Below are 25,097 nucleotides of genomic sequence, written 5' to 3'. Positions count from 1 at the left end.
TGGGCGGCAGATTAGTCGTCAGCTGTTGACTTTAAACACAGCTGCTCACCCCGGCCCTCTCCCACGGGGAGAGGGAGCAAACACTAAAAACGGCAACGGAGTTGCCGTTTTGCTTTTACTTTCGAATGAAATAAATTTGTGCTCCCCGTCACCTTGTTATTAGAATGTTTCAAACGCAGTGACCCAGGAGCACAGTATGACCGTAAAAGTTATCGTCACCGATATGGACGGAACTTTCCTTGATGATGCCAAGCAGTACGATCGCGACCGCTTCCAGGCACAGTTTGAGCAACTTAACGCCCGCGGCATTGAATTCGTTGTCGCCAGCGGCAACCAGTATTATCAGCTCATCTCCTTCTTCCCCGAGCTAAAAGATCGCATCTCCTTCGTGGCGGAAAACGGCGCGCTGGTGTTCGATCGCGGCGAGCAGATTTTCCACGGCGAGCTGACGCGCCACGAGTCGCAAATCGTCATTGGCGAACTGCTGAAAGACAAAGCGCTGAACTTCGTGGCCTGCGGGCTGGAGAGCGCTTACGTCAGCGATAAAGCCCCGGACGAATTTGTGGCGCTGATGTCCAGGCACTACCACCGCTTAAAGCGCGTCAGCGACTATCACGAGATTGACGATCTGCTGTTCAAATTCTCCCTGAACCTGCCCGACAGCGATATCCCAAACCTGATCGATAAGCTGCACGTCTCTCTGGACGGCATCATGAAGCCGGTCACCAGCGGCTTTGGCTTTGTCGATTTGATCATTCCTGGCCTGCATAAGGCCAACGGCATCAGCCGCCTGCTGAAGCGCTGGGCGCTCTCCCCGCAGCAGTGCGTGGCGATTGGCGACAGCGGCAACGACGCGGAGATGCTGAAGCTGGTGAAATACTCTTTTGCGATGGACAACGCGGCAGAAAGCATCAAGCAGATCGCCCGCTACAGCACCGACGACAACAATCATCAGGGCGCGCTGAACGTCATTCAGGCCGTGCTCGACAGCCATTCCCCGTTCGACGCCTGATTCTCCTCGCCGGAGCCTCGCTCCGGCATCCCCACTCTTTTTCCGTCCTGTGGCTTCCGTCAAGTTTTTAAACTTGCATTAACTTATTTTTAACTTAAAGTATCACTTGTAGACACTTTTACTTTCGAATGAAAGATGCGAGGCAGTTATGACTTTTACCAGTGAAACCTTGCCGGCGGACCACAAAGCGGCAATCCGCCAGCTGAAGCTCGAGCTGCGCGCGCAGATCGGCGACGTGCAGGCGGTGTTCAACAAGCTCAGCGACAGCATTGCCACCCGCGTGGCGGAAATCAACGCCCTTAAGAACAAAGGCGAAACCGTCTGGCCGGAGATCCCGTTTGCGGATGTAAAAAACGGCACCATCACCGCTGAACAGCGCGAGGCGGTTAAGCGTCGCGGCTGCGCGGTGATCAAAGGTCACTTCCCGCGCGAACAGGCGCTGGCGTGGGATCGGTCAATGCTCGACTACCTCGATCTGAACAAATTTGACGAAGTGTACAAAGGCCCGGGCGATAATTTCTTTGGCACCCTGACCGCCTCCCGTCCGGAAATTTACCCGATCTACTGGTCGCAGGCGCAAATGCAGGCGCGCCAGAGCGAAGAGATGGCGCAGGTGCAGTCGTTCCTGAACCGTTTATGGACGTTCGAGAGCAACGGTAAAACGTGGTTCAACCCGGACGTCAGCGTGATTTATCCGGACCGTATCCGCCGCCGCCCGCCGGGAACGACCTCGAAAGGGCTGGGCGCGCATACCGATTCCGGCGCGCTGGAGCGCTGGCTGCTCCCGGCCTACCAGCAGGTGTTTGCCCGCGTGTTTGACGGCAACGTCGAGAAATACGATCCGTGGAACGCCGCGCACCGCACCGAGGTGGAAGAGTACACCGTGGACAACACCACCAAGTGCTCGGTGTTCCGCACCTTCCAGGGCTGGACGGCGCTGTCGGACATGATCCCCGGCCAGGGTCTGCTGCACGTGGTGCCGATCCCGGAAGCGATGGCCTACATCCTGCTGCGCCCACTGCTGGACGACGTGCCGGAAGACGAGCTCTGCGGCGTGGCGCCGGGCCGCGTGCTGCCGATTTCGGAAAAATGGCACCCGCTGCTCATCGAGGCGCTGACCAGCATTCCGGCGCTCGAGGCGGGCGATTCCGTGTGGTGGCACTGCGATGTGATCCACTCCGTCGCGCCGGTGGACAATCAGCAGGGCTGGGGCAACGTGATGTACATTCCCGCCGCGCCGATGTGCGAGAAAAACCTCGCCTACGCGAAAAAGGTCAAGGAAGCGCTGGAAACCGGCGCGTCGCCGGGAGACTTCCCGCGTGAGGATTATGAAAAAACCTGGCAGGACCGCTTTACCGTGAACGATCTCAATATCCACGGCAGGCGCGCGCTGGGCATGGCCTAACTGTCGTACAGCCCTTCCCGCTCCACGGCGGTGCGTCGTTTCCCCTGACGTATCCGCCGTACCGATTCCCGCACGGTCAGCGTACCGTTAAGCAGTAACGTCCCCACCGGCGCGTCCGGGCGCATCAGCCGCTGCTGGAGCATGTATACCGCTTCCGTTCCCAGCTCGTCGCGGGGAACATGCACCGCCGTTAAGGGCACATCCTGAATTGCCGCCAGGTTAAAGCCGTCGATGCTCATCACCGACACGTCCTGCGGCACGCGCAGGCCGTGGTTTTGTAAGGCGCTGATGGTGCCCGCCGCCATAAAGTCGCCGCCGACCAGGAACGCGGTGGGCAGATCTTTTCCCTGCACTTCATTAAGCCAGCTGCTGACCATCTGTTCCGCTTCGCGCGCGCTGAAGCTGGGCACCACCAGCAGATCGCGTTTATCGTTGAATTTCAGGTTGTGAGACTGCCACGCATCGCGGATCCCCGCCAGGCGCAGCTCCATGGTGTAACGCCGCAGGCACAGCACGTTCATCACCTCGCGGTGCCCCATCTCGAACAGGTATTCCGCCGCCCGCTCGCCAATGGCGCGGTGATCCGGCGCGACGGCAGGCAGGCGCATGTGCCGGTCGCGGCAGTTAATCAGCATGCAGGGTTTACCCACGTCCACCGCCAGATCGTGGATATGCGGATCGTCAATGCCGAGAAGGATTGCCGCCTGGGTGTCCGACTCGTTCATGCGCGCCAGAAACAGCTGCGCGTCGCTGTCGTTCTCCTCCAGCGCGCAGTAGCGCAGGCGCACGTCGTGGGATGCCAGGCCCTTACTCACGCTTTGGATCACGCGGTAGTAAAAGATGTCGGACCGCTCGTCAAACGCCCGCTGCGGGGCAAAAACCACCAGGCTATTGAGCAGCAGGCGCCCTGCCGCCATACCCTCCATCACCCCCAGCTCCCGCGCGCACGCCAGCACCTTTGCGCGCGCTTTTTCACTGGTGTTCGCTTTGCCCGCCAGCACGCGGGAAACGGTACTGATAGAGAGCTGCGTACGGGCCGCGATTTCGGTGATTTTTAGCCTTTTATCCATTTTGTGATCTGGCTCCATTTGCGAAATGAAAAAATTTTCATAGCGTGTTCATCAGGTAATAACGGGCATAACGGCCATCATGCCAGAGGGTTTACGCCCGTTATGAGAAACTTTGCACAAAATCCACTATTGCCCGCTCATTTTCTCCCTTAAGGTGAACTTGTCACACAACTTCCATACTAGTTGCATACCAACTTAGACTTTTTAAACGGATAGAAATCAAAGGCATAAAAATCCGTGTGACACCAGAACCTCCGTCCCCTTACCGTCCGTCTTGTGGAGAGTAAAATGAGTCAGGACATCAATAACACCGTTGCGACAAGCAAAACCCGTCGCGTCATCAAGAATCTGCGTTGGTACGTACTGGTGCTGTTTTTACTGGGCGTCACCGTTAACTACATCACCCGAAACTCATTGGGGATCCTCGCGCCGGAACTGAAAGAGAGCCTCGGGATCACCACCGAGCAGTACTCCTGGATTGTCGGCGCGTTCCAGATCGCCTACACCATTTTCCAGCCCCTGTGCGGCTGGCTGATTGACGTCATCGGCCTGAAGATTGGCTTTATGGTCTGCGCCGGGATCTGGGCGCTGATGTGTATCTTCCACGCGGGGGCCGGAAGCTGGCTGCACCTCGCTATTCTGCGCTTCTTTATGGGGGCGTCCGAAGCCGCCGCGACCCCGGCGAACGCCAAAACCATCGGCGAATGGTTCCCGAAATCCGAGCGTCCCGTTGCCGCCGGCTGGGCGGGCGTGGGCTTCTCCATCGGCGCGATGCTGGCCCCGCCTATCATCTACTTCGCTCACGCGTCGTTCGGCTGGCAGGGTGCGTTTATGTTTACCGGCGTGCTGGCGCTGCTGTGGGTGATCATCTGGTGGGCGTTCTACCACAACCCGGAGCAGCACCCTAACCTGAGCAAGGACGAGCTGGCGTTTATCAAGCAGGACAACGAACCGCCTGCGGTGAAGCTGCCCTTCCTGACCGCGCTGAAAACCGTCTCGAAAAACAAACGCTTCTACGGTATCGCCATCCCGGCCTTTATGGCGGAACCGGCCTGGGCGGTGCTGAGCTTCTGGGTGCCGCTGTACCTCGCCAAAGAGCACGGCATGGACCTGAAGCAGATCGCGATGTTCGCCTGGCTGCCGTTCCTCGCCGCCGACCTCGGGAGCGTGGCGAGCGGCTACCTGACGCGTCTGTACACCCGCTGGTTCGGCTGCTCCAGGGTGAACTCGGTGGTCGCCAGCTCCGTGACGGGCGCATTCCTGATGATCTCGCTGGCCATCGTGGCCATTACCCGCGACCCGTATATCACCATCGTGCTGATCTCCATCGGCGGCTTCGGGCACCAGATCATCTCCTGCATGCTGAGCGCCCTGGTCGTGGAGTCGTTCGACAAAGGCCAGATGGCGACCGTCAACGGCATGCGTGGCTCGGCGGCGTGGATCGCCAGCTTCCTGTTCTCGCTGTTAATCGGCGTGACCGCCGACAAAATCGGCTTTAACCCGCTCTTTATTGCCATGGGCTTCTTTGACCTGATTGGCGCCGTCTTCCTGGTAGCATTTATTGCTGAACGTCGCGCCAAGCGCGCCTGATAGTGGATGTATTGCATATGAAAACCCTGAAAAACTGGACCGTTGAAACGCAGTCGGCAAACCATCTGGAACTGCTGGTGGATAACCAGCACCGCCTGTGTCTGTATGTGCTGGAAGAGAATCTGTTCCGCGTGCTGATCAAGCGCAAAGGCGAACTGGCGCTGGACCGCACCTGGAGCATCGCGCCGGAAAAAGACGTGCCGTGGGAAGGCCGCCGTCGTGACGATATAAGCGGTTTCTCCTGCCCGGCCTGGACCCTGACGCAACAGGATGAGACGCTCACCGTGGCAACCGAACAGCTGCGCGTCACCGTGCACCAGCCGCTGTGGCTGGAGTGGCACTACCGCAATGACGCGGGCGAGTGGCAGCCGCTGGTCAACGACCGCCCCACCAGCGCCTACCTGCTGAACGCCCACGGCGACGGCGTGGCGCACTACCTGAGCCGCCGCAAGGACGAGCGTTTCTACGGACTGGGTGAGAAAGCGGGCGATCTGCAACGCAACGGTAAACGCTACGAGATGCGCAACCTCGACGCCATGGGCTACAACGCCGCCAGCACCGACCCGCTCTACAAGCACATTCCGTTCACCCTTACCCGCCGCGACGACGTGAGCTACGGCCTGTTCTACGACAACCTGAGCAGCTGCTGGCTGGATCTGGGTAACGAAATCGACAACTACCACACCGCCTATCGCCGCTGGCAGGCAGAAGCGGGCGATATCGACTACTACATTTTTACCGGCAGGCGCGTGCTGGACGTCACCAAAGCCTTCGTGCGCCTGACCGGTAAGACGCTGTTCGGACCGAAATGGAGCCTGGGCTACAGCGGCTCGACCATGCACTACACCGACGCGCCGGACGCGCAGAATCAGTTGATGAACTTCATCCGCCTTTGCGAAGAGCACGCCATTCCGTGCGATTCGTTCCAGCTTTCGTCCGGCTATACCTCCATCAACGGCAAGCGCTACGTCTTCAACTGGAACTATGACAAGGTGCCGCAGCCGAAGGTGATGAGCCAGGCGTTCCACGACGCGGGATTGAAGTTGGCCGCAAACATCAAGCCGTGCCTGCTGCAGGATCATCCGCGCTACAGCGAAGTGGCGGAGAGCGGCCTGTTCATTCGCGATTCAGAAACCGATGCACCCGAACGCTCCAGCTTCTGGGATGACGAAGGCTCGCACCTCGACTTTACCAACCCGCAGACGGTGCAGTGGTGGCAGAACGGCGTCACCACGCAGCTGCTGGAGATGGGCATCGACTCCACCTGGAACGACAACAACGAGTACGAAGTGTGGGACGGGGAAGCCCGCTGCTTTGGCTTCGGCAAGGAGATCGCCATCAAGCATATTCGCCCGGTCATGCCGCTGCTGATGATGCGCGCCTCGCTGGAAGCGCAGCAGCGCTTTGCGCCGGAAAAACGCCCGTATCTGATCTCCCGCTCCGGCTGCGCCGGGATGCAGCGCTACGTTCAGACCTGGAGCGGTGACAACCGCACCAACTGGGACACGCTGCGCTATAACATCCGCATGGGGCTGGGCATGAGCCTGTCCGGGCTGTTCAACGTCGGCCACGACGTCGGCGGTTTCTCCGGCGACAAGCCGGACGCCGAGCTGTTCGTGCGCTGGGTGCAGAACGGCGTGATGCATCCGCGCTTTACCATTCACTCGTGGAACGATGACCACACGGTGAACGAGCCGTGGATGTATCCGGGCGTCACGCCTGCCATTCGCGGCGCGATTGAGCTGCGCTACCGCCTGCTGCCGTATCTCTACACCCTGCTCTGGCAGGCGCACGCCGACGACGAGCCGATGCTGCGCCCAACCTTCCTCGACCACGAGCACGACGCGCAGACCTTCGAAGAGTGCGACGACTTCCTGCTGGGCCGCGACCTGCTGGTGGCCAGCGTCGTCGAAGCCGGGCAGCGCGAGCGCCGGGTCTGGCTGCCGGATAACGAAACGGGCTGGTATGATTTTTACACCCACGCGTGGTATGCAGGCGGGCAATCCATCGTCCTCGATGCGCCGCTGGAAAAACTGCCGCTGCTGGTGCGCGCCGGAGCCGGCCTGCCGCTGAGCGAGCGCATCACGCATGTGAGTGCCGAAAAAGATACGGCCCGCGAGCTGAAGCTGTTCCCGGTGAAAGGCGTAGGCACGACCTCCGGGCTGCTGTTTGAAGACGACGGCGAAAGCTGGGGCTATCAGAACGGCAATGCGCTGTGGGTGGAATGGGAAATGGTGTGCGACGGCGCAACCATCAACCTGAAGGTGAACGCACGTGGCGATTATCGTCCGGCGTGGAAGGCGCTGAAGGTGTCATTACCGGCGGGGGAAAAACGTACGCTGCGGGTGAACGGGGTTGAAAGGAGTGAGTGGGTGCTCTGAACATTGCCGGGTGGCGGCTTCGCCTTACCCGGCCTACAAAGTCACCCGTAGGCCCGGTAAGCGAAGCGCCACCGGGCTTTTTTTTAGCCGTCGATACCTTTACTGCGCAGGTAATCTTCATAGTTACCGGTGAAGTCCACCACGCGCTCTGGCGTAATTTCAATCACGCGGGTCGCCAGCGAGCTGACGAACTCACGGTCGTGAGAGACGAAGATCAGGGTACCCTGATACATCTCCAACGCCATGTTCAGGGATTCGATCGATTCCATATCCAGGTGGTTAGTCGGTTCGTCCATCACCAGGATATTCGGTTTTTCCATCATCAGCTTGCCGAACAGCATGCGGCCTTTTTCACCACCGGAGAGCACTTTCGCCGGTTTTTTGATATCGTCCTGGCTGAACAGCAGACGGCCCAGAATGCTGCGCACCGCCTGCTCGTCGTCGCCTTCCTGCTTCCACTGGCTCATCCAGTCGAAGACGGTCAGGTCGTTTTCAAACTCGTACTCATGGTCCTGCGCGTAGTAGCCAATCTGCGCGTTTTCGGACCATTTCACGGTACCGTTGTCCGGCTGCAGTTCGCCGACCAGGGTTTTCAGCATAGTGGATTTACCCACGCCGTTGGCGCCCAGAATGGCAATCTTCTCGCCCACTTCCAGCAGCAGGTTGAAGTTTTTAAACAGCGGGCCTTCATCGAAGCCTTTGGTAAGGGCTTCCACTTCCAGCGCGTTACGGAACAGCTTCTTGTCCTGCTCGAAGCGGATGAACGGGTTCTGACGGCTGGAGGCTTTAACCTCTTCCAGCTTGATTTTGTCAATCTGACGCGCGCGCGAGGTCGCCTGACGCGACTTAGAGGCGTTGGCGCTGAAGCGGCTAACGAAGGACTGCAGGTCCGCAATCTGCGCTTTCTTCTTGGCGTTATCCGCAAGCAGACGCTCGCGCGCCTGGGTGGCCGCCGTCATGTATTCGTCGTAGTTGCCCGGATAGACGCGCAGCTCGCCGTAGTCCAGATCCGCCATGTGCGTACAGACCATGTTCAGGAAATGACGGTCGTGCGAAATGATGATCATGGTGCTGTCGCGATCGTTCAGCGTCTGCTCCAGCCAGCGGATGGTGTCGATGTCCAGGTTGTTCGTCGGTTCGTCGAGCAGCAGGATGTCCGGGTTAGAGAACAGCGCCTGTGCCAGCAGCACGCGCAGCTTCCAGCCTGGCGCAACTTCGCTCATCGGGCCGTAATGCTGTTCCACAGGAATGCCCACGCCCAGCAGCAGCTCGCCCGCGCGCGCTTCCGCCGAGTAGCCGTCCATCTCGCCGTACTGCGTTTCCAGATCGGCCACCTTGTAGCCGTCTTCTTCGCTCATTTCGGCCAGGGCGTAGATGCGATCGCGCTCCTGCTTCACTTCCCACAGCTCCGCGTGCCCCATGATCACGGTGTCCAGCACGGTGAACTCTTCGAAGGCGAACTGATCCTGACGCAGCTTACCGATGCGCTCGTTAGGGTCGAGCGATACGTTGCCGAGCGTCGGCTCCAGGTCACCGCCGAGGATCTTCATAAAGGTGGATTTTCCGCTACCGTTGGCACCAATCAGGCCGTAACGGTTGCCGCCGCCAAATTTGACGGAAATGTTTTCGAACAGCGGCTTACTGCCAAACTGCATAGTAATATTGTTGCAAAGAAGCAAAATTGATACTCTCTTGTAAGTTACTGAGGTACTTATGAAACAAAACGGAAAAGCATACTCTTACATAAGGTTCTCATCAAAGAAGCAAGAACAAGGTGACTCCGTAAGACGTCAAACTGAGCTTGCAGAACAGTACGCACACGTGCATGGTTTGATTCTATCAGATAAGAACTTTCAAGACCTCGGAATCTCAGCATTCAAAGAGGGAAACAGGCCATCGCTGGGCGATATGCTTGAAGCAATTGAGAAAGGACAGATTGAACCAGGTTCAACCATCATCATTGAGTCGCTAGATCGTCTGAGCCGCAGAGGCATTGACGTGACTCAACAGATAATTAAGTCGATTCTGCAACACAACGTCTTTATCGCTTCACTGGTTGATGGTTTATTACTTAATCGTGAATCCGTCAATGACCTTGTGAGTGTCATCAGGATAGCTCTGGCTGCGGATCTTGCCCATAAAGAATCTGAAAAAAAATCGCAGCGCCTGCGTGAAACGAAAAGTCAGCAGCGACAACGAGCGCTAAGCGGTGAGGTTATCAACAAAATCCTGCCTTTCTGGTTGAAACGGAAAGAAGATAAATTTGTTTTTAGTGACAAAGTTGATACGGTCAGGAGAATCATTCAGTTACGCCGTGAAGGATTTGGAACAAACAAAATCGCTAAAGTGTTAAATGACGAAGGTCACAAACCATTACGTTCTGCTGGCTGGAATCATACAACAGTTCGAAAAACAATAAATTCGGTTGCACTATATGGTGCATATCAAACTTCAGAGACAACTAAAGATCGTAAAGTCATTCTGCTTGATATCATAGATGATTATTATCCTGCTGTTATCAGCAAAGAAGAATTCATGCTTTTACAGTCTGATCAGAAACAAAACAAACCTGGATATAAATCTGAACATAATGCCTTCGCCGGAATATTAAAGCACGAATGTGGCGGTTCACTTGTCAGAAAATTTCACGTTGCTTCCGGAAAAACATATCAATACCATGTTTGCGCTAATTCAAGAGATGGAAAATGTAACATAACCAAGAATTTTAAAAATATAGAAATAGCACTTTTCAGGATAATGAAAAACCTCAAGCTTGAGAAAAAAACCAGTTTTGACGGGGCATTACTGTTAGAGCAGGAGACAATAAAAAAGAAGATTCAGGAACTAAATGATATGCTTCTTACTGCGTCTAAGATCCCGACAAGTGTAATACAAACTATAAATAACCTTGAAGATAAACTACAGGAAGTTGAAGAAAAAATAAAACAACAGAACAGTATGATCATCTCAGAACGGGCGTTTGACTTGAAACTATTACAGGATATCAAAGATCCACAAGAACTGAATATGATGCTTAAACGAATCATCGAAAGTATCATTGTCTATAACATAGGCAAAAAGTGGAGAATAAAAGTTCAGTACAGAAACGAACACGTTCAAAGTTTCCTTTGGGATGGCGAAAACATTACTTTTATTACCGATACTAAAGAAATATTAGATCTTGTTAGCTCTTGGGGCTAAACCGAGTATAAATCCTTAGCTCTTTCGCCATCAATCGCTCTGTATCTAGTCAGAGCGATTAAAGCTGACTCAGATACCATTCAATACCAAAAACCCGTAAAACTCGATACAGAGCGTTGTAGAGCAAGGGGCCAAAATTATACCGTATTCATTATGTCTACGAACTGTACGAATTGCACCGCTTCTTATCGAAACACCTTATATGGTTGCATTAAAGCCCTTACAAAGTAGATGGTTATATCTTCCACTCGTAGTATTCAAGACTAACCGCAGCCCCGCCCCCACATTAGCATCAAGCGTATGAACCACTTGAAAACCCTTTAAATACAATATCCTTAGTATCGTTCCCCTCTCTTCCATCCATACCAATCGATCGTTTTTATAGATCAATTTTACGATATTGATAGATTTAACAGATCAATGTAAGATCATGATTCTTCGCTTGGTGTTTCTCGTAAACAAGACTCATGGAATGAATACTCTGTCCACGACGGAGTGCGAACGATAGAAGGTATCCAAAGTGACTATCCTTATAAAAAACCTAAAAATCATGGCGTCAGGCGTTGCTGTCGCTTCAGGTTTAACCACCGCCTCCAGTTCCGTGAATTTCTTGCCAGAGGCAAAATCAGCAGCAAGGGTGCCAGTAGCGACAAAAACGCACTAATGTTTCTCGGGATGGTGGACAGGGATATAAATCTGAAGGGAATGCACTTTGCGATGACAAAGCAATCATCAATAGTTCAGCAGCCTTGATGCTTCTGGGTACATCAAACATTAACGTTAAACCTACTAAAGAGAAGTAGATCATGAAATTATCGGAAACAGCACGTTGGTCAATCTTCGGAGTGATAGCCGCAGCAGTATTAATATCCGCGTGGCTATCAAAAGATCCGAATAAGGCAATCAAGCAAGCAGCGGAACAAGCCGCAATACAAGCCGCAGAAGACAAGCAAGAAAAAATGCTTCAGGATCGTCGTGAAAGTGGATTCGTTGAAAAGGTCGACTACACAAACGCATTTGGTGATGTCACCACGCGTTCTGTAAGCGTGTTGGGACGCACGAAAGGGACAATGCTCACCATCAGACGCGAAGGAACCGGAAAGCTCGTAGACGTGTGTTTCAGTGCGATTACTAACGATAAAAAGCGTGAACTTTTCGCCCCATACTTTTCTACGACCGTTTATGCTAAATTCGATGGTGGAGAAACAAAGGAGTTTAGCGCAAGCAGAGGAAGCTCCGAAGATTACCTGTGTATGTCCTCTCCTCAGAAGTTTCTTTTTGAAATGAGCCGCGCTAATCTAATGCGAGTCGAGTTAATCTTTCTTGATCACTATTCCAAAGTTCCAGAAGTCCATGAATGGAACCTGAAACAATATAATGAGATGATTAAAAGGTAAAAAACCAAAGAACATTAAAGTTGTAATGCGCTCGACTTTTTAGGGCTTGAATTAACACATCACGGGTATCATACTTTATGCACATTGCAAATATTTCTTGATGCGAGTGTTAATACTTCATATGAAAGTCATAACAACGAATAGGCGTATACCTTTAGCGGGTGATGATAACATGCAAAATAATCAAATCAGTTTAGTTTTCAGAAATGAGTTGGAAACTTTCACATCTGACCTTATGTTTAAGGGGAAACTAACAGTCGGACGATTTCACTTGACAGATTACTTCATCGTTCAATATATGAAGTTGTTACATGGCACCGAAATACCCGATTCGTGGGTTAGTGATTCATTCACTGACATAGCTGACATTGATACCAGAAAAGTTATGTATATGGAATGCTGTGATATGTTATCAAAAGATATAATGAATGAAATTCGTAACACAGTTAAGTCCCCACCTGATCAAGTGAGAATATATCGAAATGGAGAGTGCATTATTAAGATAGAAGTTATGGAGAAACAAAACAACCTCACACATTAAACGTCGCTATGAAAAGCCAACTGCAATTATTGCAGATATTATAGAAGTGTTGGCGGGGATATCGAAGTAAGGAAAAGGCTGGAATAAACCAGCCTTTGATGGTCATCGAATTTTCTTGAAGATAAGAATGATCAGTACTGTAGAAATGATGTAACCAAACAGAGAAACATTTACCAACCACGAATAGTACTGATCGAAATCAGAAACCACAGCATTACAACCTTCAACTGTGATCGTCTTATCGTTGAGAATATCGGTGTATTTTTTTGTGATCCCGTAATCTAAGACGCTGATAAGTACGTTGGCGATGTATATGAAGGAAATTGAGAGTATACTCCCCCATCGGATTATACATTTTGTTTTACTCGTTAATATCATATGAGCCGCCCAAGAAACCGCCAACAGTACCGCCCGAATAACCAGAAGCTGAACCTAATACAGAAGCACCTTCAGCAAGCTTTTTCTCCATAGCGTTTTCTTCGCCTGCGGTATAGTTGTCCACGTTCGGATACTGTTCTCGAAACTGGTTCGTGACTTCAAAAACATGCATGGCATTCAGAGAGCTGCTTTTTTCCACTAAGTACTTTTGCAGGGAAAGAGGGACGGCAAAATCCTCTTCTCCTTCAATAGGGAGCTGTGTTGTTGTTGATGTGTAGACAGTATCGAAGACTTTAGAGCCAGCTTCACCAATAGCCTGAACAGTATGTGTGGTGCAGTTGCTGCCAGTAAGGTCATAAACGTCAATTACTCTTCCACGACGCTTCGTTCTTTCACCCATTTTATCCGTTACTATAGGCTCTGTCCCTGAAAGCCATAGATTTTCAAAGAATGATCGAGTTGCAACTATAGAAGCATCATCAATCCTGAACACCCGCGCATTCACTTTATACAATTCTTCACGGTAGTAGCCGCGAGCATCTTCCCCAGTAAAGTATATTAATATCCCATCACCAGTTAAGTTTGCTGGACCTCTTCGACCAAAGCGCCCATATGTGTAAACATATATCGAATTGTCTTGATGTACAGATACGAAAGAATGACCCGCATCGGTGGTTTCAGTCCAGATGTAAACGCCGTTCAGCAACTGATTATCTTCTGGCTTGCAGGTGTCAGCAAAGCTGTTTTGCTTCTTTGCAACCTGGGCGTGTTGTTCCGGCTCTTGTACGGGCTCAGATACTGCTTTCGTTTCCACGGATGCAGATGTCGCTTTTACTGGTTCCTGGTAAGGGCCGTGTTTCATAAAAGTATGGGTGGCAATGAAAAAAGCCTTGCACGGGCAGGTCGAGCGGCTGTAAATCGTACTGGCGGCTAACTGCCCATGAATATACTCTCCGGGGTATCCACCAGCCACGCTGTATATGCCAGGATGTTTACCACAGGATACCTGACAACCTACTGTCGCTTGTCTGTTTAGATTCGGGCCAATCTGCTTACCTTTCGGATGTCCGGTCAGTACCGATCCCCCACATGTTGTTTTATCGCCTTTAACAACCCAAAAGCCTATAGCCATTTTCTGAACTCCTTATTTTAGAGTGCTACTGGAGCGAGAAAATCGGCTGGCATTGCGGGGCTATTATCTAACTGGCACAGAAGAGCATAGTCTTGTGGGGTACTAACAATCACATCACCGTTATCAAGCTGGCTACCTACGAGTGCATAAGAAACGCCACTCCCGTTAGTATTGACTGATCCCGATCCGTTAATGATTCTTGCGCGTTTTCCGTCAGGATAAACTACGTAATCACCAACCATTGCCCGATTAACTTCACTCCCATCCTCAAGCGTAAACGAGTCATTAGCGCTGGCTTGCTCAATCTTCCCGCCGTTTCGGGTAAGTGCTCCTTCTGTGGCAAAACGCCAAATAGCCACTAAAGAGCGATCTTTCATTTCTTCAACATGAGATTTGAAAATCTGGCGTTGTTCGTCATCTGCATTTGTCAGTTGCTCTGCGCTGAATGGGTTCTTGAATGTTTTGATCACAGATGGGGTAAGTTCGTTGGTGTATTGCTTCATAAGTCCCTCTACATATTATGAAAATAATTGCAGCGGTTATTTTACAAGCAATAGCCACACGCGCAACACCAATTTGAGTTAAGCTAAACTTCTTTTCACAACAGAAGCTTATCCGATAAAATAGACCGAGCACTCTTTGACAACTTTCAGGCAGGAAATATTATGGCAGGTGTTTTGGCGAGCACAGCGGCGGCAGTCGGAATTCTCGATAAAGCAGTCAGTATCACTCAAAAACTGGCGAATAACAGCGATGAACTGGACAAGGCCACACTTAAACTTGAATTAGCAAATCTGATGGTTGAACTTGCCAATGCCAAGATCGAAGCAATTACTACGCAAACTTTGCTCTTCGAAGCTGAACAAAGAAATAAGCATCTTGAAGCACAATTGGTTGATAAATCAACGTTTGTGTTTAAGTCTCCGTTGTACTGGAAAGAAGGTGATGAGATACCCTTTTGCCCGAAATGTTATGAAGGAGATAGTAAAAAACACCATTTGCGTTCTGTAACCCACAAGGCAAGTCCTGAATTTGGGATTCGAGCAAGCAGTAGTTGGTACTGTATGCACTGCAAGAGTTCTTACTCTCGCGAATGTCAGGAGAAATAACCAATTGATTAATTTAAAATTAATCGGGTTAAACCTTTCTTTTGTATAGGGGAAATTCCCCTTTACATTTCTCATAACCTTTCCACCCCTTTTATCCCTTCCCAACTTCAGAGCTATCATCACGATGATATTGTGGATACAAAGTTAAATCTGAAGCGTCAGGATGTTCGCTCAAGATCCTACAGCAGATGTTATAAGCAGCGGTTCCTGCATTTTCAAATCTTTGCATTATGTTTCATTGGGGTATACCTGATTAAGACCATGATACAAAGTCTCAATAGGGTTAAATTTAACTCTATTGACAGCAAAACAACGTAATGTATCATATGGGTGTTTATTTGACACTCAAAAGAGAATTCATAATGAATGTCCGTATCTACTGCCGTGCATCTACTGAAGGCCAACATGCTGATCGTGCTTTAACTAGCCTGCGCGAATTTGCGCGAAGCAAAAAATGGTCAGTTGTCGGAGAATACATTGAGAATGCCAGCGGTGCGAAGCTGGAACGTATGGAACTGATGCGCCTACTTGCGGAAGCACAGCCTGGCGATTTGCTTCTAATTGAAGCGATTGATCGTCTCAGTCGTCTTCAACATGAAGAATGGGCTGAACTTAAAGCTACGTTGAACAGTAAAGGGCTGGTGATCGTATCAATGGACTTACCTACCAGTTGGCAGATGGTTGAAATGTCCAGTAACGACCTTAGCAGTGGCATTCTTCGGGCAGTCAATGCAATGCTGATCGATATCCTTGCGACAATGGCACGACAAGATTATGAAACCCGACGTAAACGCCAGGCACAGGGTATCGCAAGAGCAAAACAGGCTGGTTTGTATACGGGAAAAGAAAAAGATATGGAAGCCCGTGAGACTGTTCGCGAAATGCTGGCACAGAACGTTAAACCAGCCCACATCATGAAGGCGGCAGATATCAGCCGCGCCACCTTTTACCGAATCAAGAAAGAGCTTTTGTGTTAAAAACGGACTTGATAACGGTATTTTCTGCCCATATGTCCTGACTTGGAAACGCTCATATTACCATTAAGGATATTACATGGCAGATAACTCGTTCTTCAAAAGTGTCGATGAAAAAATAGGCAGACAAAAACAAGAGCAGAATGAAGAAAAAGAAACGTTGATCCATGAACGAGAACGCTTATCAGAAATTATTGAATCTCTCGTACCAGAAGTTGAAACATACAAGAATGGGCTACTTGAAAGAGGAATTCACGCTGAAATGTCTTCATCTTCACGACATCTGAGCTTCAATATGAAGTATAAAGACGGTGGGAAGCATGACCTTTTGTTATCGGAAACTGAGCGATTTGATGGGCGCTAGAGAGCGTTCAGAATTCTGTGTCACGCTAAAAAATCATTACAACGTAATCACCTTATCGAGGCGACCTTCAAAATAAATCGCCAGCTGCGACAATGTCAAATTCCAGCTCTGGATCGGCATTGTCCATTTTTCCTGCGCATTCATTAAACCCAGATAAAGCAGCTTCAACAGGCTGTTTTCATTCGGGAATGCGCCTTTAGTCTTCGTCAGTTTTCTGAACTGCCGGTGGACCGATTCTATAGCATTCGTCGTGTAAATCACTTTACGGATCGTCGCCGGATACCGGAAGTAATGCGACAGATTTTCCCATTTTCTCCGCCATGACTGGAGCACGACCGGGTATTGCTGGCCCCATTTCTCCTCCAGCTCATCCAGCGCCGTTTCTGCCGCCTCTTTTGATACCGCCCGGTACACCGGCTTCAGATCCGCCATAAACGCTTTATGATGCTTTGAGGCCACGTATTTTATCGAGTTACGGAGCTGATGGATCACGCAGAGCTGAACTTCGGTGTCCGGGTAAATGCTGTTGATCGCCTCCGGAAACCCCGTCAGGCCATCCACGCAGGCAATCAGGATGTCGTTTACACCACGATTCTGAAGGTCAGTCAGTACCGAAAGCCAGAAGTTAGCCCCTTCATTTTCAGACAGATACAGTCCTAAAATCTCTTTTTTGCCTTCCAGATTTAGCGCCAGAACGGTGTAAACCGCCTTGCTTTGATAGCGCCCGTCTTCCCGAATTTTATAGTGGATAGCATCCAGCCAGACGAAGGGGTAGACCGCCTCCAGCGGGCGCTGCTGCCATTGTTTCAGCTCAGGAATAACTTTATCGGTGACGGCGCTGATCGTGGCACTTGAAACGCTGAAGGCGTAAAGGTCTTCAATTTCCTGGCTGATATCTTTGTAACTCATGCCCAGAGCGAACATGCGGATGATCTTGCGCTCGATCTCATCAGAAAGCGTGGTCTGGTGCTTTTTTACCAGTTGAGGTTCAAAAGTCCCATTACGATCGCGTGGGGTTGCCAGCTCAAAGCTCCCCGTGGGGGCTTTAATGGTCTTTTTGCTGGAACCATTTTTACGATTGGCTTCCACATCCTGAGCCAGGTGAGAGTCAAGCTCAGCAGACAGAGCAGCTTCAGTTAACTGCTTGATTAGTGGCGTTAAGATGCCATCCTTGCCCGTTAATGCCTGGCCGGACTGGAGTGCCTTAAGCGCTTTGTCGAAATCGAAGGGTTGGGACATGTGTCATTCCTTTTTGTTTGTATATTACTGGAATGACACAGAATTTCTAACACTCCCGGGCGCTACGCGATAATGACATTTTCTACAAGCGATGATGGTCGTGCCTTTAGTTCTACAAATGGCTCTTCTTCTTATAACTCTGCGTCTTGGTCGAATGATCATTTCATTCAAGCTTTGGAAAGGCACATCAATGATTTCTTGTTCTATGCAAATCGTCATGGTGGTCTTTGAACAACAAACTTTGAATCACACGCCTCGCTGAAGTGCGGGGCTTTATTTTATCCATCCCAAGCAACGATTTCGATAACTGCAACACACTTTTCAACCCTCAACAATCAAATGTTTACCGGGATACATCCCAAACAGCTATAACAGCCTGTATGAAGCTGCAAGAGGCTTATAACCCCCAGATAATGATATAGCCGTAATGACTTCAGAAACGCTCACAATGCGCTTTAGGATCGATTTCTGATTCATTATGTTCAAACTGAAAACATTATTCTGGTTCTTGATGAAAACCATCATAAAAAACATTAACGGAAATACGAGGCAAGCAGTGCCGAGGATTCGCAGACGAAGCCGAAGAACCTGAACATGATAAGGGTAACAAGTCGAATATCCAAATCAGACTGATTGAAACACATATCCTCCCTTACTTCGCTAAGATCAACTAAAAAGACAAGAACGCGAGCGAAGCGAGTTTCGTCAAGCGAAGCGAAGACGGATAGTTAACGATTGTATTAAAAGTATACGGAAATGTACTGTTTTCTCTATATATAAAATATAAATATTATAAACAGTACATCGTACACAGACACTCACTTCGTTCGTGTCCCTCGCTGCGCTCGGAATTTTGAAGTAATCTATTATTTTATGAGCAAAGCAATTATCGTTGAACTATCATGCATCTGACCGAAGCATAAAGTTAACCAGTTACAAATCATGCCTTAAAACGTCCTGAGCGAGGCTGTAAGCGATTTTTATGATGTGGGTAATGCGATTGCATGCCTTGGAAAGAAAAACGCTCTACGGGCTTCCTGTGCGGTATTTACGAATTCAGTGCTTTACGACTCAATTTCGATGTTGAATACATGCGTGTTCCCTTCCCTGTTTGCGACTTCCCACGTTCTTTTGCCAGATAAGAAAGCCAGAATACCGGGTCATCAAGTGATTCAGGAGCATCTCGATGAATGACATAGTGATCGGGATAGTCTTTAGTGGCTTTAGACAAGTTTACCAGCGTTGCTTTACCGCCTGTCAGTTTCATCCAGATTTCCGTAATAATACCAGCGATCCCTCTTTCAGGAGTTCCAAACCATCTTACCGAACGATGTGGAAGTGCAATCCAGCAATGGTAATGGGGCTGTGAAGCCTTTTCCTGTTCGCAAACCCAACCGTAAGCAAAATCGATGATAGGTTCCGATAAACCGTTATTTCCAGACTCCAGGCGGTCACGTAATCGTTTGAACAGTTTGCGTATGTATTTGTTACCAGCTTCAACAGAAGTGAACTCAGGGAGGTGGAGATCAAAACGGGTCAGGAACACTCGACTGTAGAGCTTCAGGATTGCTTTCAGTTCGTTGATCGTTGATATAAGTATATCGTGGCGAACACCTGATCCGATTCTTGTGTTAATACGGTATTCGTGACCATCATGAACAAAGAAGTTGCCATTGATGGTTTTGTAACGTCCGTGTTCATGGTAGACGGTACGAAAACTTGTTGTCGATAAAATCGACGATTCGAACAGGGCTTGTGATTGTTGCATCATTGTTAAATTAACCTTTTTGTACTCAGAAAGAGATCATACCTCCTACATAGTTACTACCTAAAACCACGGTAAAATGAGGGCATTTGCGATAGCGCGAAGCCGCCTGGTATCTGACGTTGGGAATGTTTTGGAGGAGAGAAATACTACGGAACAAAGTTTACGAATTTATTTATTCAACACTACATCATAACAGCAAGAAAAAAAAATGCAATTTAAAATTTATCCGTGCTGACAGTGTGTCCGATTTGCGGGTTGACCTTATGATATTCTTGGGTTGAGTGGTTAAAACCACCAGGCCAGTATAAGGATATTGGCCCAAATAAAACCAAAATTTTAAACAGCGAAGACTGACCAATGTACGCAAGCAGGATGAAAGAAACTTTTCTCCGCATCTCTTAATTTCCCCCTTTGAAACTATATGGTGACGTTGCTGGTAACTAACACGGGGAGATTCCTGCGAAAAGTGTGATAAACACGGCATTATGCCACAATTCCGAATTGAGATCCCGTGTTGCGGCAATCCACTAAACTTTAACAAAATCGAAAAAAATGTGATTTCGTACACATCTGAATTCCCAGTGAGCGGGAATGCACATATAATGCGCTCCCATCACAGATTCAGACTTATCAACTCATCGCCAGAATGGCTTAGATACCTCGCACAACATGAACATGAAATTAACAACGCTTTTTGCGGCGGCGTTAGCCGTAGTAGGTTTTTGTAAGACCGCGTCTGCGGTGACGTATCCCCTGCCAACAGACGGTAGCCGTCTGGTGGGTCAAAACCAGGTGGTGACGGTTCCTGAAGGTAACTCGCAGCCGCTGGAGTACTTCGCGGCGCAGTACCAGCTGGGCCTGTCTAACATGCTGGAAGCGAACCCGGGCGTTGACCCGTATCTGCCAAAAGCGGGTACCGTGCTGAATATCCCTCAGCAGCTGATCCTGCCGGATACCGTTCACGAAGGTATCGTGATTAACAGCGCCGAAATGCGTCTGTATTACTACCCGAAAGGCACCAACACCGTGATCGTGCTGCCAATCGGTATCGGCCAGCTGGGTAAAGACACCCCAATGAACTGGACCACCAAAGTTGAGCGTAAGAAAGCGGGCCCAACCTGGACGCCGACCGCCAAAATGCACGCGGAATACATCGCTGCGGGCGAACCGCTGCCGGCCGTTGTGCCGGCGGGCCCGGATAACCCGATGGGTCTGTACGCGCTGTACATTGGTCGTCTGTACGCTATTCACGGCACCAACGCCAACTTCGGTATCGGCCTGCGCGTCAGCCACGGCTGCGTGCGTCTGCGTAACGACGACATCAAGTTCCTGTTCGAAAACGTGCCGGTCGGTACGCGCGTGCAGTTCATCAACGAACCGGTGAAAGCGACCTCTGAGCCAGACGGCAGCCGCTACATCGAAGTGCACAACCCGCTGTCCACCAGCGAAGACCAGATCAACAACAACGAAGTTGTTCCTGTGACGCTGAACAGCGCGGTGCAGGCGGTGACCTCTCAGCCAGACGTGGAAACGACCATTGTTGACCAGGCCGTGCAGAACCGCTCCGGTATGCCGGTGCGCTTGAACTAATCACGCGCATTAAAAAAGCGGGCGTCGATGCCCGCTTTTTTTTTACCCGTTATTCACGATGACGATCCCGCCGTGGTCGTATCGATAGTGGCAGTGGGCATACTCCAGCGGCGTACCGTCCTCGAGATAAATCACCTGCTCCACTTCCAGTACGGGATCGGTTTCCTCACAGACCAGATGTTCCCTGTCCAGCACATTAGGCTTGAGCGCCCTCACCACCCGGTACGATCCCATAATTTTCAGCCCCAGCGTCTCCTGCACGTACTGGAACACAGATCCTTCAAGATGAGTTTTCGTCAGGCCCGGCACCAGATTCATCGGCATCACGGTGGAATCCAGCGACATCGGTTCACCGTTCAGCAAGCGCAGGCGAATGAAGTCGTAGATCGGCGCATCGGCGTTAATCATCAGCGACGCCTGCTCTTTTTCGTTCGGGAAGCGCAGCTCGAAATGCACCACCCGACTCGTGACCGTGCCCAGATGTTCCCATGTTTTGGTGGCGCCAAAATAGTCGCTGCCGGAGAGATCCCACTGGGAAAGCTGAAGGAAGTTTTTGCGGATGAATGTGCCCTGCCCCTGGCGGGTATAGACCAGCCCTTCGACGATCAGCTGGCGCATCGCCTGCTGGATGGTCATCCGGCTGGTGCTGAACTCCGCCGCCAGCGCAAACTGGTCCGGCAGCGGTTCGTTGGCGGCGTACTGCTGGCTGATAATGCGTTTCTTGATTTCCCGCGCTATGGTGATGTACTTCGCCGCCATCGTCCTTCCTTTCTGTTAGTTTTCTATCCAGCTGTTTTTCAAGGCCACTCGCTCGGCAATTTTGAGGAAAGGCAGGTAGAAGAATACACCAAATACGATGATTGCCAACTGCACCACCACCGCCCGCCAGTCCCCTGCCGTGGCCAGCCAGGCGCTGAGAATCGGCGGCGTGGTCCACGGGATCATCACCACGCAGCGCGACATTAACCCCAGCGTGGTGCAGAGCCAGGCGAAGTAGATGCCTATAGCGGGCAGCAGCACAAACGGGATCATCAGCGGCAGGTTAAACACGATCGGCAGGCCAAAAATCACCGGTTCGTTGATGTTGAATAATCCGGGCGCCAGCGACAGGCGCGCCACCTGCTTCGCCGATTTTTGCCGGGAGAAGATAAAGATGGCGATCAGCAGCGAGATCGTGCTGCCCGTTCCGCCCACCATGCCAAAGGTCGGCACGAAGATGTTGTTGATGATGTGCGGGATGGGCTGGCCGTTGGCGAAGGCCAGCATGTTCTCGTTGGTGTTGATTAGCAGGAACGGCTCCAGCACCACGCTGTTGACCACCGACTGGTGAATCCCGAGCGTGAACAGAAAGTTACCGAAGCTGTAGATGAAAATCGTCCCCGGCAGGCTGGTGTTGATCAGCCGCAGCGGCTGCTGGATAAAGGTGGTAATGAGATGGATCAGATCCGTGTGCAGCACGTTTGCCAGTATCGCCGCCAGCACCGCGAACAGGGAGAGCGTGAGGATGGTCGGGATCAGCGCGGTGAAGGATTTGCTCACCGCCGGGGGCACGTTTTCCCCAAGCGAAATGTGCAGCGCCTTCAGGCGCGAGATGGCGATAAAGACCTCCGTAGAGAGCAGCCCGATCAGCACCCCGGCGAATATCCCGGTCGAGCCGATGTTGGCGAAGGTCAGCACCTGGGTCACGCTGACCGCAGCCTCGCTGCCGACGGGCGTAATCTGCAGGCGCATCGGCATCATGATGATAAAGCTGCTGACGGCGATAACCACTGCCGAGACCGGATTGTCGAAATCTTTGTTGCGCGCCAGCGACCAGGCAATCATCGGCGCCAGCAGCAGCGCGGCGATGTTCAGCGTGCCGTTAATAATCGCCTCGCCCCACACTTTGAAGTGTGCCAGCGTATCGCCGTGTAAAATCCACGGAAACACCACGTTGTTCACCAGCACCGCCAGACCGGCGAGGATGAAAATGGGCATCACCGTGGCGAAGGCGTCGCGCAGGGAGCGCAGGTGCACCTGGTTTGCCAGGCGCGCCGAGAACTCGACAAACTTATCGACAAAGGACTGCATATGCGGTGTGATTTTTGTTTCAGACATAGCGGAGAGTTCCCATCAATCAGTCACAAAAACGGCCCGGCAGCGTACGGCTTACATCTCGCGTCCGTTGGTATGGATAACCTGTTTTAACCACGCGTAGCTCTTCTTCGGCACGCGCCTGAGGTCTTTCAGGTCGTGGTTTTCACGGTTGACGTAGACCACGCCGTAGCGCTTACGCATGTCGCCCTGGGAGCTGAGAATGTCGATTAACCCCCAACCGAGGTAGCCAATGACCTCTGCCCCGTCCTCGAACATCGCCGCTTTCATGGCCTCGATATGCGCCCGGTGGTAGTCGATGCGGTAGGTGTCCTCAATCGGGTTCACGCCGTCCCAGGACTCAATCACCCCAATGCCGTTTTCAATCGGGAAGACCGGCATCCGCCAGTCGTTGGCGTAGCGGGTGATGATGGTGCGAAAGCCGAGCGGGTCAATCTGCCAGTTCCACTCGGTGGCCTTCAGGTATGGGTTGTTTTTCTCGCCGTGCAGCAGGTAATAGTTTACCGGCGTGCCTTCCGGGATGGCGTCGCTGTCCAGCGTTTTGCTGGCGTAGTAGCTGAAGGCCATATAGTCGTTTTTAGTCCGCGCCAGCAGGGCTAAATCCTCGGCGCGGTAGATATCGCCAAACCCTTCCTGCTCCACCACCGCCATCACCGCCGGGCTGTAGCCCTGCCCGGCGAAGACGCGCAGCAGGTTCTGGTTGAGGAATTCGTCGTACTGCTGGGCGCAGAAGATATCGCGCGGTTTGCAGGTGGCCGGGTAGATCAGCTGGTGCGCCAGCATGCCGCCCATCAGCTGGCCGGGTCTGGTCTGGTGCAGGTATTCGGTGAGCGCCATGTGCGCCACCATCGTGTGATGCTGCAGCTCGTACAGCTCGCGCAGGGTTTTATCGCCTTTCATATAGCCGGAAATGCGGAAGGCTTCCGGCATATGGAAGATGTTCTGCTCGTTGAAGGTCAGCCAGTACTTCACGCGGTCGCCAAAGCAGTCGATCATCTTCTTGCCGTAGCGGATAAAGGCGTCCATCACGCGGCGGTCGTTGAAGCCGTTGTACTCCTGCGCCAGCGCCAGCGGCATATCGAAGTGGTACAGGCAGATCATCGGCTCGATGCCGCGGGCGATCAGGTCGTCGATAAAGCGGTCGTAAAACGCGATGCCTTCATCGTTAAAATCACCGTCTCCCTGCGGGCAGACGCGGCTCCAGGAAATCTGGAAACGGTAGCAGTTCATGCCCAGGTCCTGCATCAGGTCGAAATCTTCCCGATAGCGGTGGTAGGAGTCGGTCGCCACTTTCCAGTCGGAAATATTCTCCCCGGCTTCACGGATGTCGTACACCGACATCCCCTTCCCGCCCTCGTTCCAGGCCCCTTCCGTCTGCATGCTGGAGACCGAGTTGCCCCATAAAAAGTTGGCTGGCAGCTGATTGTTCATGTTCTCTCCCTATATGACTAGTCATTTAATATTTCATGACTAGTCATATAGGCGAAGATGAAAAGTTGATCAAAGGGGAGGATCGTTTTTTGTGAGATGGATTGAAATAATGCCTACGGATGTCGTGTCATATTAAAGTTATGTCACTAATGCAGAAGTTATGTCACTAATCAATTTTATTATAAATAAGTTATGTCATTATTTTTGTTACAAGCATGATTCATAAGTTATTTTTCATCTCTTTCTTTGCTATGTTCTTTTTGTAATCTGTATGTATGGAACTAAACTTAAAAAAGATGAAAGTCGTAACTAATTCGCCTTAGATTCTTTTCGAGGTTGGTATGGCTAAATAACTTCGCATATTACCGCTCCACTTTGGCCAGGCCATGTTGATTGCCGGGAAACGGTGAAGTGGCATTCA

General features: G+C 51.2%; 19 protein-coding genes. 10 read left to right on the top strand and 9 right to left on the bottom strand.

Features of this window, described 5'->3' with window-relative positions; translation table 11 throughout:
* Positions 1-196: 196 nt before the first annotated feature.
* A complete protein-coding gene (locus tag L6R44_RS24350) occupies positions 197-1,012 on the top strand; it encodes a Cof-type HAD-IIB family hydrolase (protein ID WP_237425646.1) in 816 nt (271 codons plus the stop codon).
* A 148-nt stretch (positions 1,013-1,160) separates the two neighbouring features.
* Positions 1,161-2,417, top strand: a complete 1,257-nt coding sequence (locus L6R44_RS24345; RefSeq protein WP_237425645.1) for a DUF1479 domain-containing protein — start codon at positions 1,161-1,163, stop codon at positions 2,415-2,417.
* On the opposite strand, the gene L6R44_RS24340 is transcribed toward L6R44_RS24345, so the two are convergent.
* Complete coding sequence (locus L6R44_RS24340; RefSeq protein WP_237425644.1) at positions 2,414-3,487, bottom strand: LacI family DNA-binding transcriptional regulator; 1,074 nt, start codon at positions 3,485-3,487, stop codon at positions 2,414-2,416. The two genes, L6R44_RS24345 and L6R44_RS24340, sit on opposite strands and share 4 nt — an antisense overlap.
* Positions 3,488-3,775: 288 nt before the next feature.
* Between L6R44_RS24340 and L6R44_RS24335 the strand changes: the two genes are divergently transcribed.
* Positions 3,776-5,077: an MFS transporter gene (locus L6R44_RS24335; RefSeq protein WP_237425643.1), complete on the top strand. Its 1,302-nt coding sequence runs from the start codon at positions 3,776-3,778 to the stop codon at positions 5,075-5,077.
* 17 nt (positions 5,078-5,094) lie between these two features.
* The gene (locus tag L6R44_RS24330) at positions 5,095-7,458 is read left to right on the top strand and encodes a glycoside hydrolase family 31 protein (protein WP_237425642.1); all 2,364 of its coding nucleotides are present in this window, start codon (positions 5,095-5,097) and stop codon (positions 7,456-7,458) included.
* 83 nt (positions 7,459-7,541) lie between these two features.
* Here L6R44_RS24330 and L6R44_RS24325 read toward each other — a convergent pair whose 3' ends face one another.
* A complete protein-coding gene (locus L6R44_RS24325) occupies positions 7,542-9,137 on the bottom strand; it encodes an ABC-F family ATPase (protein ID WP_049122345.1) in 1,596 nt (531 codons plus the stop codon).
* A 34-nt stretch (positions 9,138-9,171) separates the two neighbouring features.
* Here L6R44_RS24325 and L6R44_RS24320 point away from each other — a divergent pair, with 34 nt between their 5' ends.
* Together L6R44_RS24320 and L6R44_RS24315 are read left to right on the top strand one after the other, a co-directional pair.
* On the top strand, positions 9,172-10,659 hold the full coding sequence (locus tag L6R44_RS24320; RefSeq protein ID WP_237425641.1) for a recombinase family protein: 1,488 nt from the start codon (positions 9,172-9,174) through the stop codon (positions 10,657-10,659).
* A gap of 806 nt (positions 10,660-11,465) precedes the next feature.
* Positions 11,466-12,056 carry a hypothetical protein gene (locus L6R44_RS24315; protein ID WP_237425640.1) on the top strand — a complete coding sequence of 197 codons (591 nt, stop codon included), beginning with the start codon at positions 11,466-11,468 and terminating at the stop codon, positions 12,054-12,056.
* A 902-nt stretch (positions 12,057-12,958) separates the two neighbouring features.
* Here L6R44_RS24315 and L6R44_RS24310 read toward each other — a convergent pair.
* Complete coding sequence (locus L6R44_RS24310) at positions 12,959-14,107, bottom strand: PAAR domain-containing protein (RefSeq protein WP_237425639.1); 1,149 nt, start codon at positions 14,105-14,107, stop codon at positions 12,959-12,961.
* Between the two features lie 17 nt (positions 14,108-14,124).
* Positions 14,125-14,610, bottom strand: coding sequence for a PAAR domain-containing protein (locus tag L6R44_RS24305; protein ID WP_237425638.1), 486 nt, complete (start codon positions 14,608-14,610; stop codon positions 14,125-14,127).
* Positions 14,611-14,772: 162 nt separating this feature from the next.
* Here L6R44_RS24305 and L6R44_RS24300 point away from each other — a divergent pair, with 162 nt between their 5' ends.
* The 3 genes from L6R44_RS24300 (at position 14,773) to L6R44_RS24290 (ending at position 16,554) form a co-directional block, all read left to right on the top strand.
* Positions 14,773-15,216 (top strand): hypothetical protein, encoded by a 444-nt coding sequence (locus L6R44_RS24300; protein ID WP_237425637.1) that lies wholly within the window; start codon positions 14,773-14,775, stop codon positions 15,214-15,216.
* A 362-nt stretch (positions 15,217-15,578) separates the two neighbouring features.
* The gene (locus L6R44_RS24295; RefSeq protein ID WP_237425636.1) at positions 15,579-16,193 is read left to right on the top strand and encodes a recombinase family protein; all 615 of its coding nucleotides are present in this window, start codon (positions 15,579-15,581) and stop codon (positions 16,191-16,193) included.
* 76 nt (positions 16,194-16,269) lie between these two features.
* Positions 16,270-16,554, top strand: coding sequence for a hypothetical protein (locus tag L6R44_RS24290; protein ID WP_237425635.1), 285 nt, complete (start codon positions 16,270-16,272; stop codon positions 16,552-16,554).
* A gap of 36 nt (positions 16,555-16,590) precedes the next feature.
* On the opposite strand, the gene L6R44_RS24285 is transcribed toward L6R44_RS24290, so the two are convergent.
* Together L6R44_RS24285 and L6R44_RS24280 are read right to left on the bottom strand one after the other, a co-directional pair.
* The gene (locus L6R44_RS24285) at positions 16,591-17,793 is read right to left on the bottom strand and encodes an IS256 family transposase (protein WP_237425634.1); all 1,203 of its coding nucleotides are present in this window, start codon (positions 17,791-17,793) and stop codon (positions 16,591-16,593) included.
* Positions 17,794-18,841: 1,048 nt separating this feature from the next.
* A complete protein-coding gene (locus L6R44_RS24280) occupies positions 18,842-19,564 on the bottom strand; it encodes a YagK/YfjJ domain-containing protein (RefSeq protein ID WP_237425633.1) in 723 nt (240 codons plus the stop codon).
* Positions 19,565-20,230: 666 nt separating this feature from the next.
* On the opposite strand from L6R44_RS24280, the gene ldtB reads away from it, so the two are divergent.
* A complete protein-coding gene (gene ldtB, locus L6R44_RS24275) occupies positions 20,231-21,151 on the top strand; it encodes a L,D-transpeptidase (protein WP_032639080.1) in 921 nt (306 codons plus the stop codon).
* 42 nt (positions 21,152-21,193) lie between these two features.
* Here ldtB and L6R44_RS24270 read toward each other — a convergent pair whose 3' ends face one another.
* Genes L6R44_RS24270 through L6R44_RS24260 form a run of 3 tightly spaced genes read right to left on the bottom strand, consistent with a single transcriptional unit; the run spans position 21,194 to position 24,676 of the window.
* Entirely contained in the window at positions 21,194-21,910 is a 717-nt protein-coding gene (locus tag L6R44_RS24270; RefSeq protein WP_237425632.1) for a GntR family transcriptional regulator, read from the bottom strand.
* A 15-nt stretch (positions 21,911-21,925) separates the two neighbouring features.
* Positions 21,926-23,248, bottom strand: a complete 1,323-nt coding sequence (locus L6R44_RS24265; RefSeq protein ID WP_237425631.1) for a PTS sugar transporter subunit IIC — start codon at positions 23,246-23,248, stop codon at positions 21,926-21,928.
* A 51-nt stretch (positions 23,249-23,299) separates the two neighbouring features.
* Complete coding sequence (locus L6R44_RS24260) at positions 23,300-24,676, bottom strand: glycoside hydrolase family 1 protein (RefSeq protein WP_237425630.1); 1,377 nt, start codon at positions 24,674-24,676, stop codon at positions 23,300-23,302.
* Positions 24,677-25,097 lie beyond the last annotated feature (421 nt).

This window comes from Enterobacter cloacae complex sp. ECC445 (genome assembly GCF_021892025.1).
GTDB classification, from domain to species: domain Bacteria; phylum Pseudomonadota; class Gammaproteobacteria; order Enterobacterales; family Enterobacteriaceae; genus Enterobacter; species Enterobacter chengduensis.
This window is presented reverse-complemented; position numbering and strand designations above follow the sequence as displayed.

Excerpts from the sequence above, each read along its gene's own strand:
- L6R44_RS24315 (WP_237425640.1), top strand. The coding sequence starts at position 11,466 with ATGAAATTATCGGAAACAGCACGTTGGTCAATCTTCGGAGTGATAGCC.
- L6R44_RS24320 (WP_237425641.1), top strand. The coding sequence starts at position 9,172 with ATGAAACAAAACGGAAAAGCATACTCTTACATAAGGTTCTCATCAAAG.
- L6R44_RS24340 (WP_237425644.1), bottom strand. The coding sequence starts at position 3,487 with ATGGATAAAAGGCTAAAAATCACCGAAATCGCGGCCCGTACGCAGCTC.
- L6R44_RS24285 (WP_237425634.1), bottom strand. The coding sequence starts at position 17,793 with ATGTCCCAACCCTTCGATTTCGACAAAGCGCTTAAGGCACTCCAGTCC.
- L6R44_RS24265 (WP_237425631.1), bottom strand. The coding sequence starts at position 23,248 with ATGTCTGAAACAAAAATCACACCGCATATGCAGTCCTTTGTCGATAAG.
- L6R44_RS24300 (WP_237425637.1), top strand. The coding sequence starts at position 14,773 with ATGGCAGGTGTTTTGGCGAGCACAGCGGCGGCAGTCGGAATTCTCGAT.
- L6R44_RS24305 (WP_237425638.1), bottom strand. The coding sequence starts at position 14,610 with ATGAAGCAATACACCAACGAACTTACCCCATCTGTGATCAAAACATTC.
- L6R44_RS24295 (WP_237425636.1), top strand. The coding sequence starts at position 15,579 with ATGAATGTCCGTATCTACTGCCGTGCATCTACTGAAGGCCAACATGCT.
- L6R44_RS24350 (WP_237425646.1), top strand. The coding sequence starts at position 197 with ATGACCGTAAAAGTTATCGTCACCGATATGGACGGAACTTTCCTTGAT.
- L6R44_RS24290 (WP_237425635.1), top strand. The coding sequence starts at position 16,270 with ATGGCAGATAACTCGTTCTTCAAAAGTGTCGATGAAAAAATAGGCAGA.
- L6R44_RS24260 (WP_237425630.1), bottom strand. The coding sequence starts at position 24,676 with ATGAACAATCAGCTGCCAGCCAACTTTTTATGGGGCAACTCGGTCTCC.
- L6R44_RS24345 (WP_237425645.1), top strand. The coding sequence starts at position 1,161 with ATGACTTTTACCAGTGAAACCTTGCCGGCGGACCACAAAGCGGCAATC.
- L6R44_RS24280 (WP_237425633.1), bottom strand. The coding sequence starts at position 19,564 with ATGATGCAACAATCACAAGCCCTGTTCGAATCGTCGATTTTATCGACA.
- L6R44_RS24335 (WP_237425643.1), top strand. The coding sequence starts at position 3,776 with ATGAGTCAGGACATCAATAACACCGTTGCGACAAGCAAAACCCGTCGC.
- L6R44_RS24270 (WP_237425632.1), bottom strand. The coding sequence starts at position 21,910 with ATGGCGGCGAAGTACATCACCATAGCGCGGGAAATCAAGAAACGCATT.
- L6R44_RS24310 (WP_237425639.1), bottom strand. The coding sequence starts at position 14,107 with ATGGCTATAGGCTTTTGGGTTGTTAAAGGCGATAAAACAACATGTGGG.
- ldtB (WP_032639080.1), top strand. The coding sequence starts at position 20,231 with ATGAACATGAAATTAACAACGCTTTTTGCGGCGGCGTTAGCCGTAGTA.
- L6R44_RS24330 (WP_237425642.1), top strand. The coding sequence starts at position 5,095 with ATGAAAACCCTGAAAAACTGGACCGTTGAAACGCAGTCGGCAAACCAT.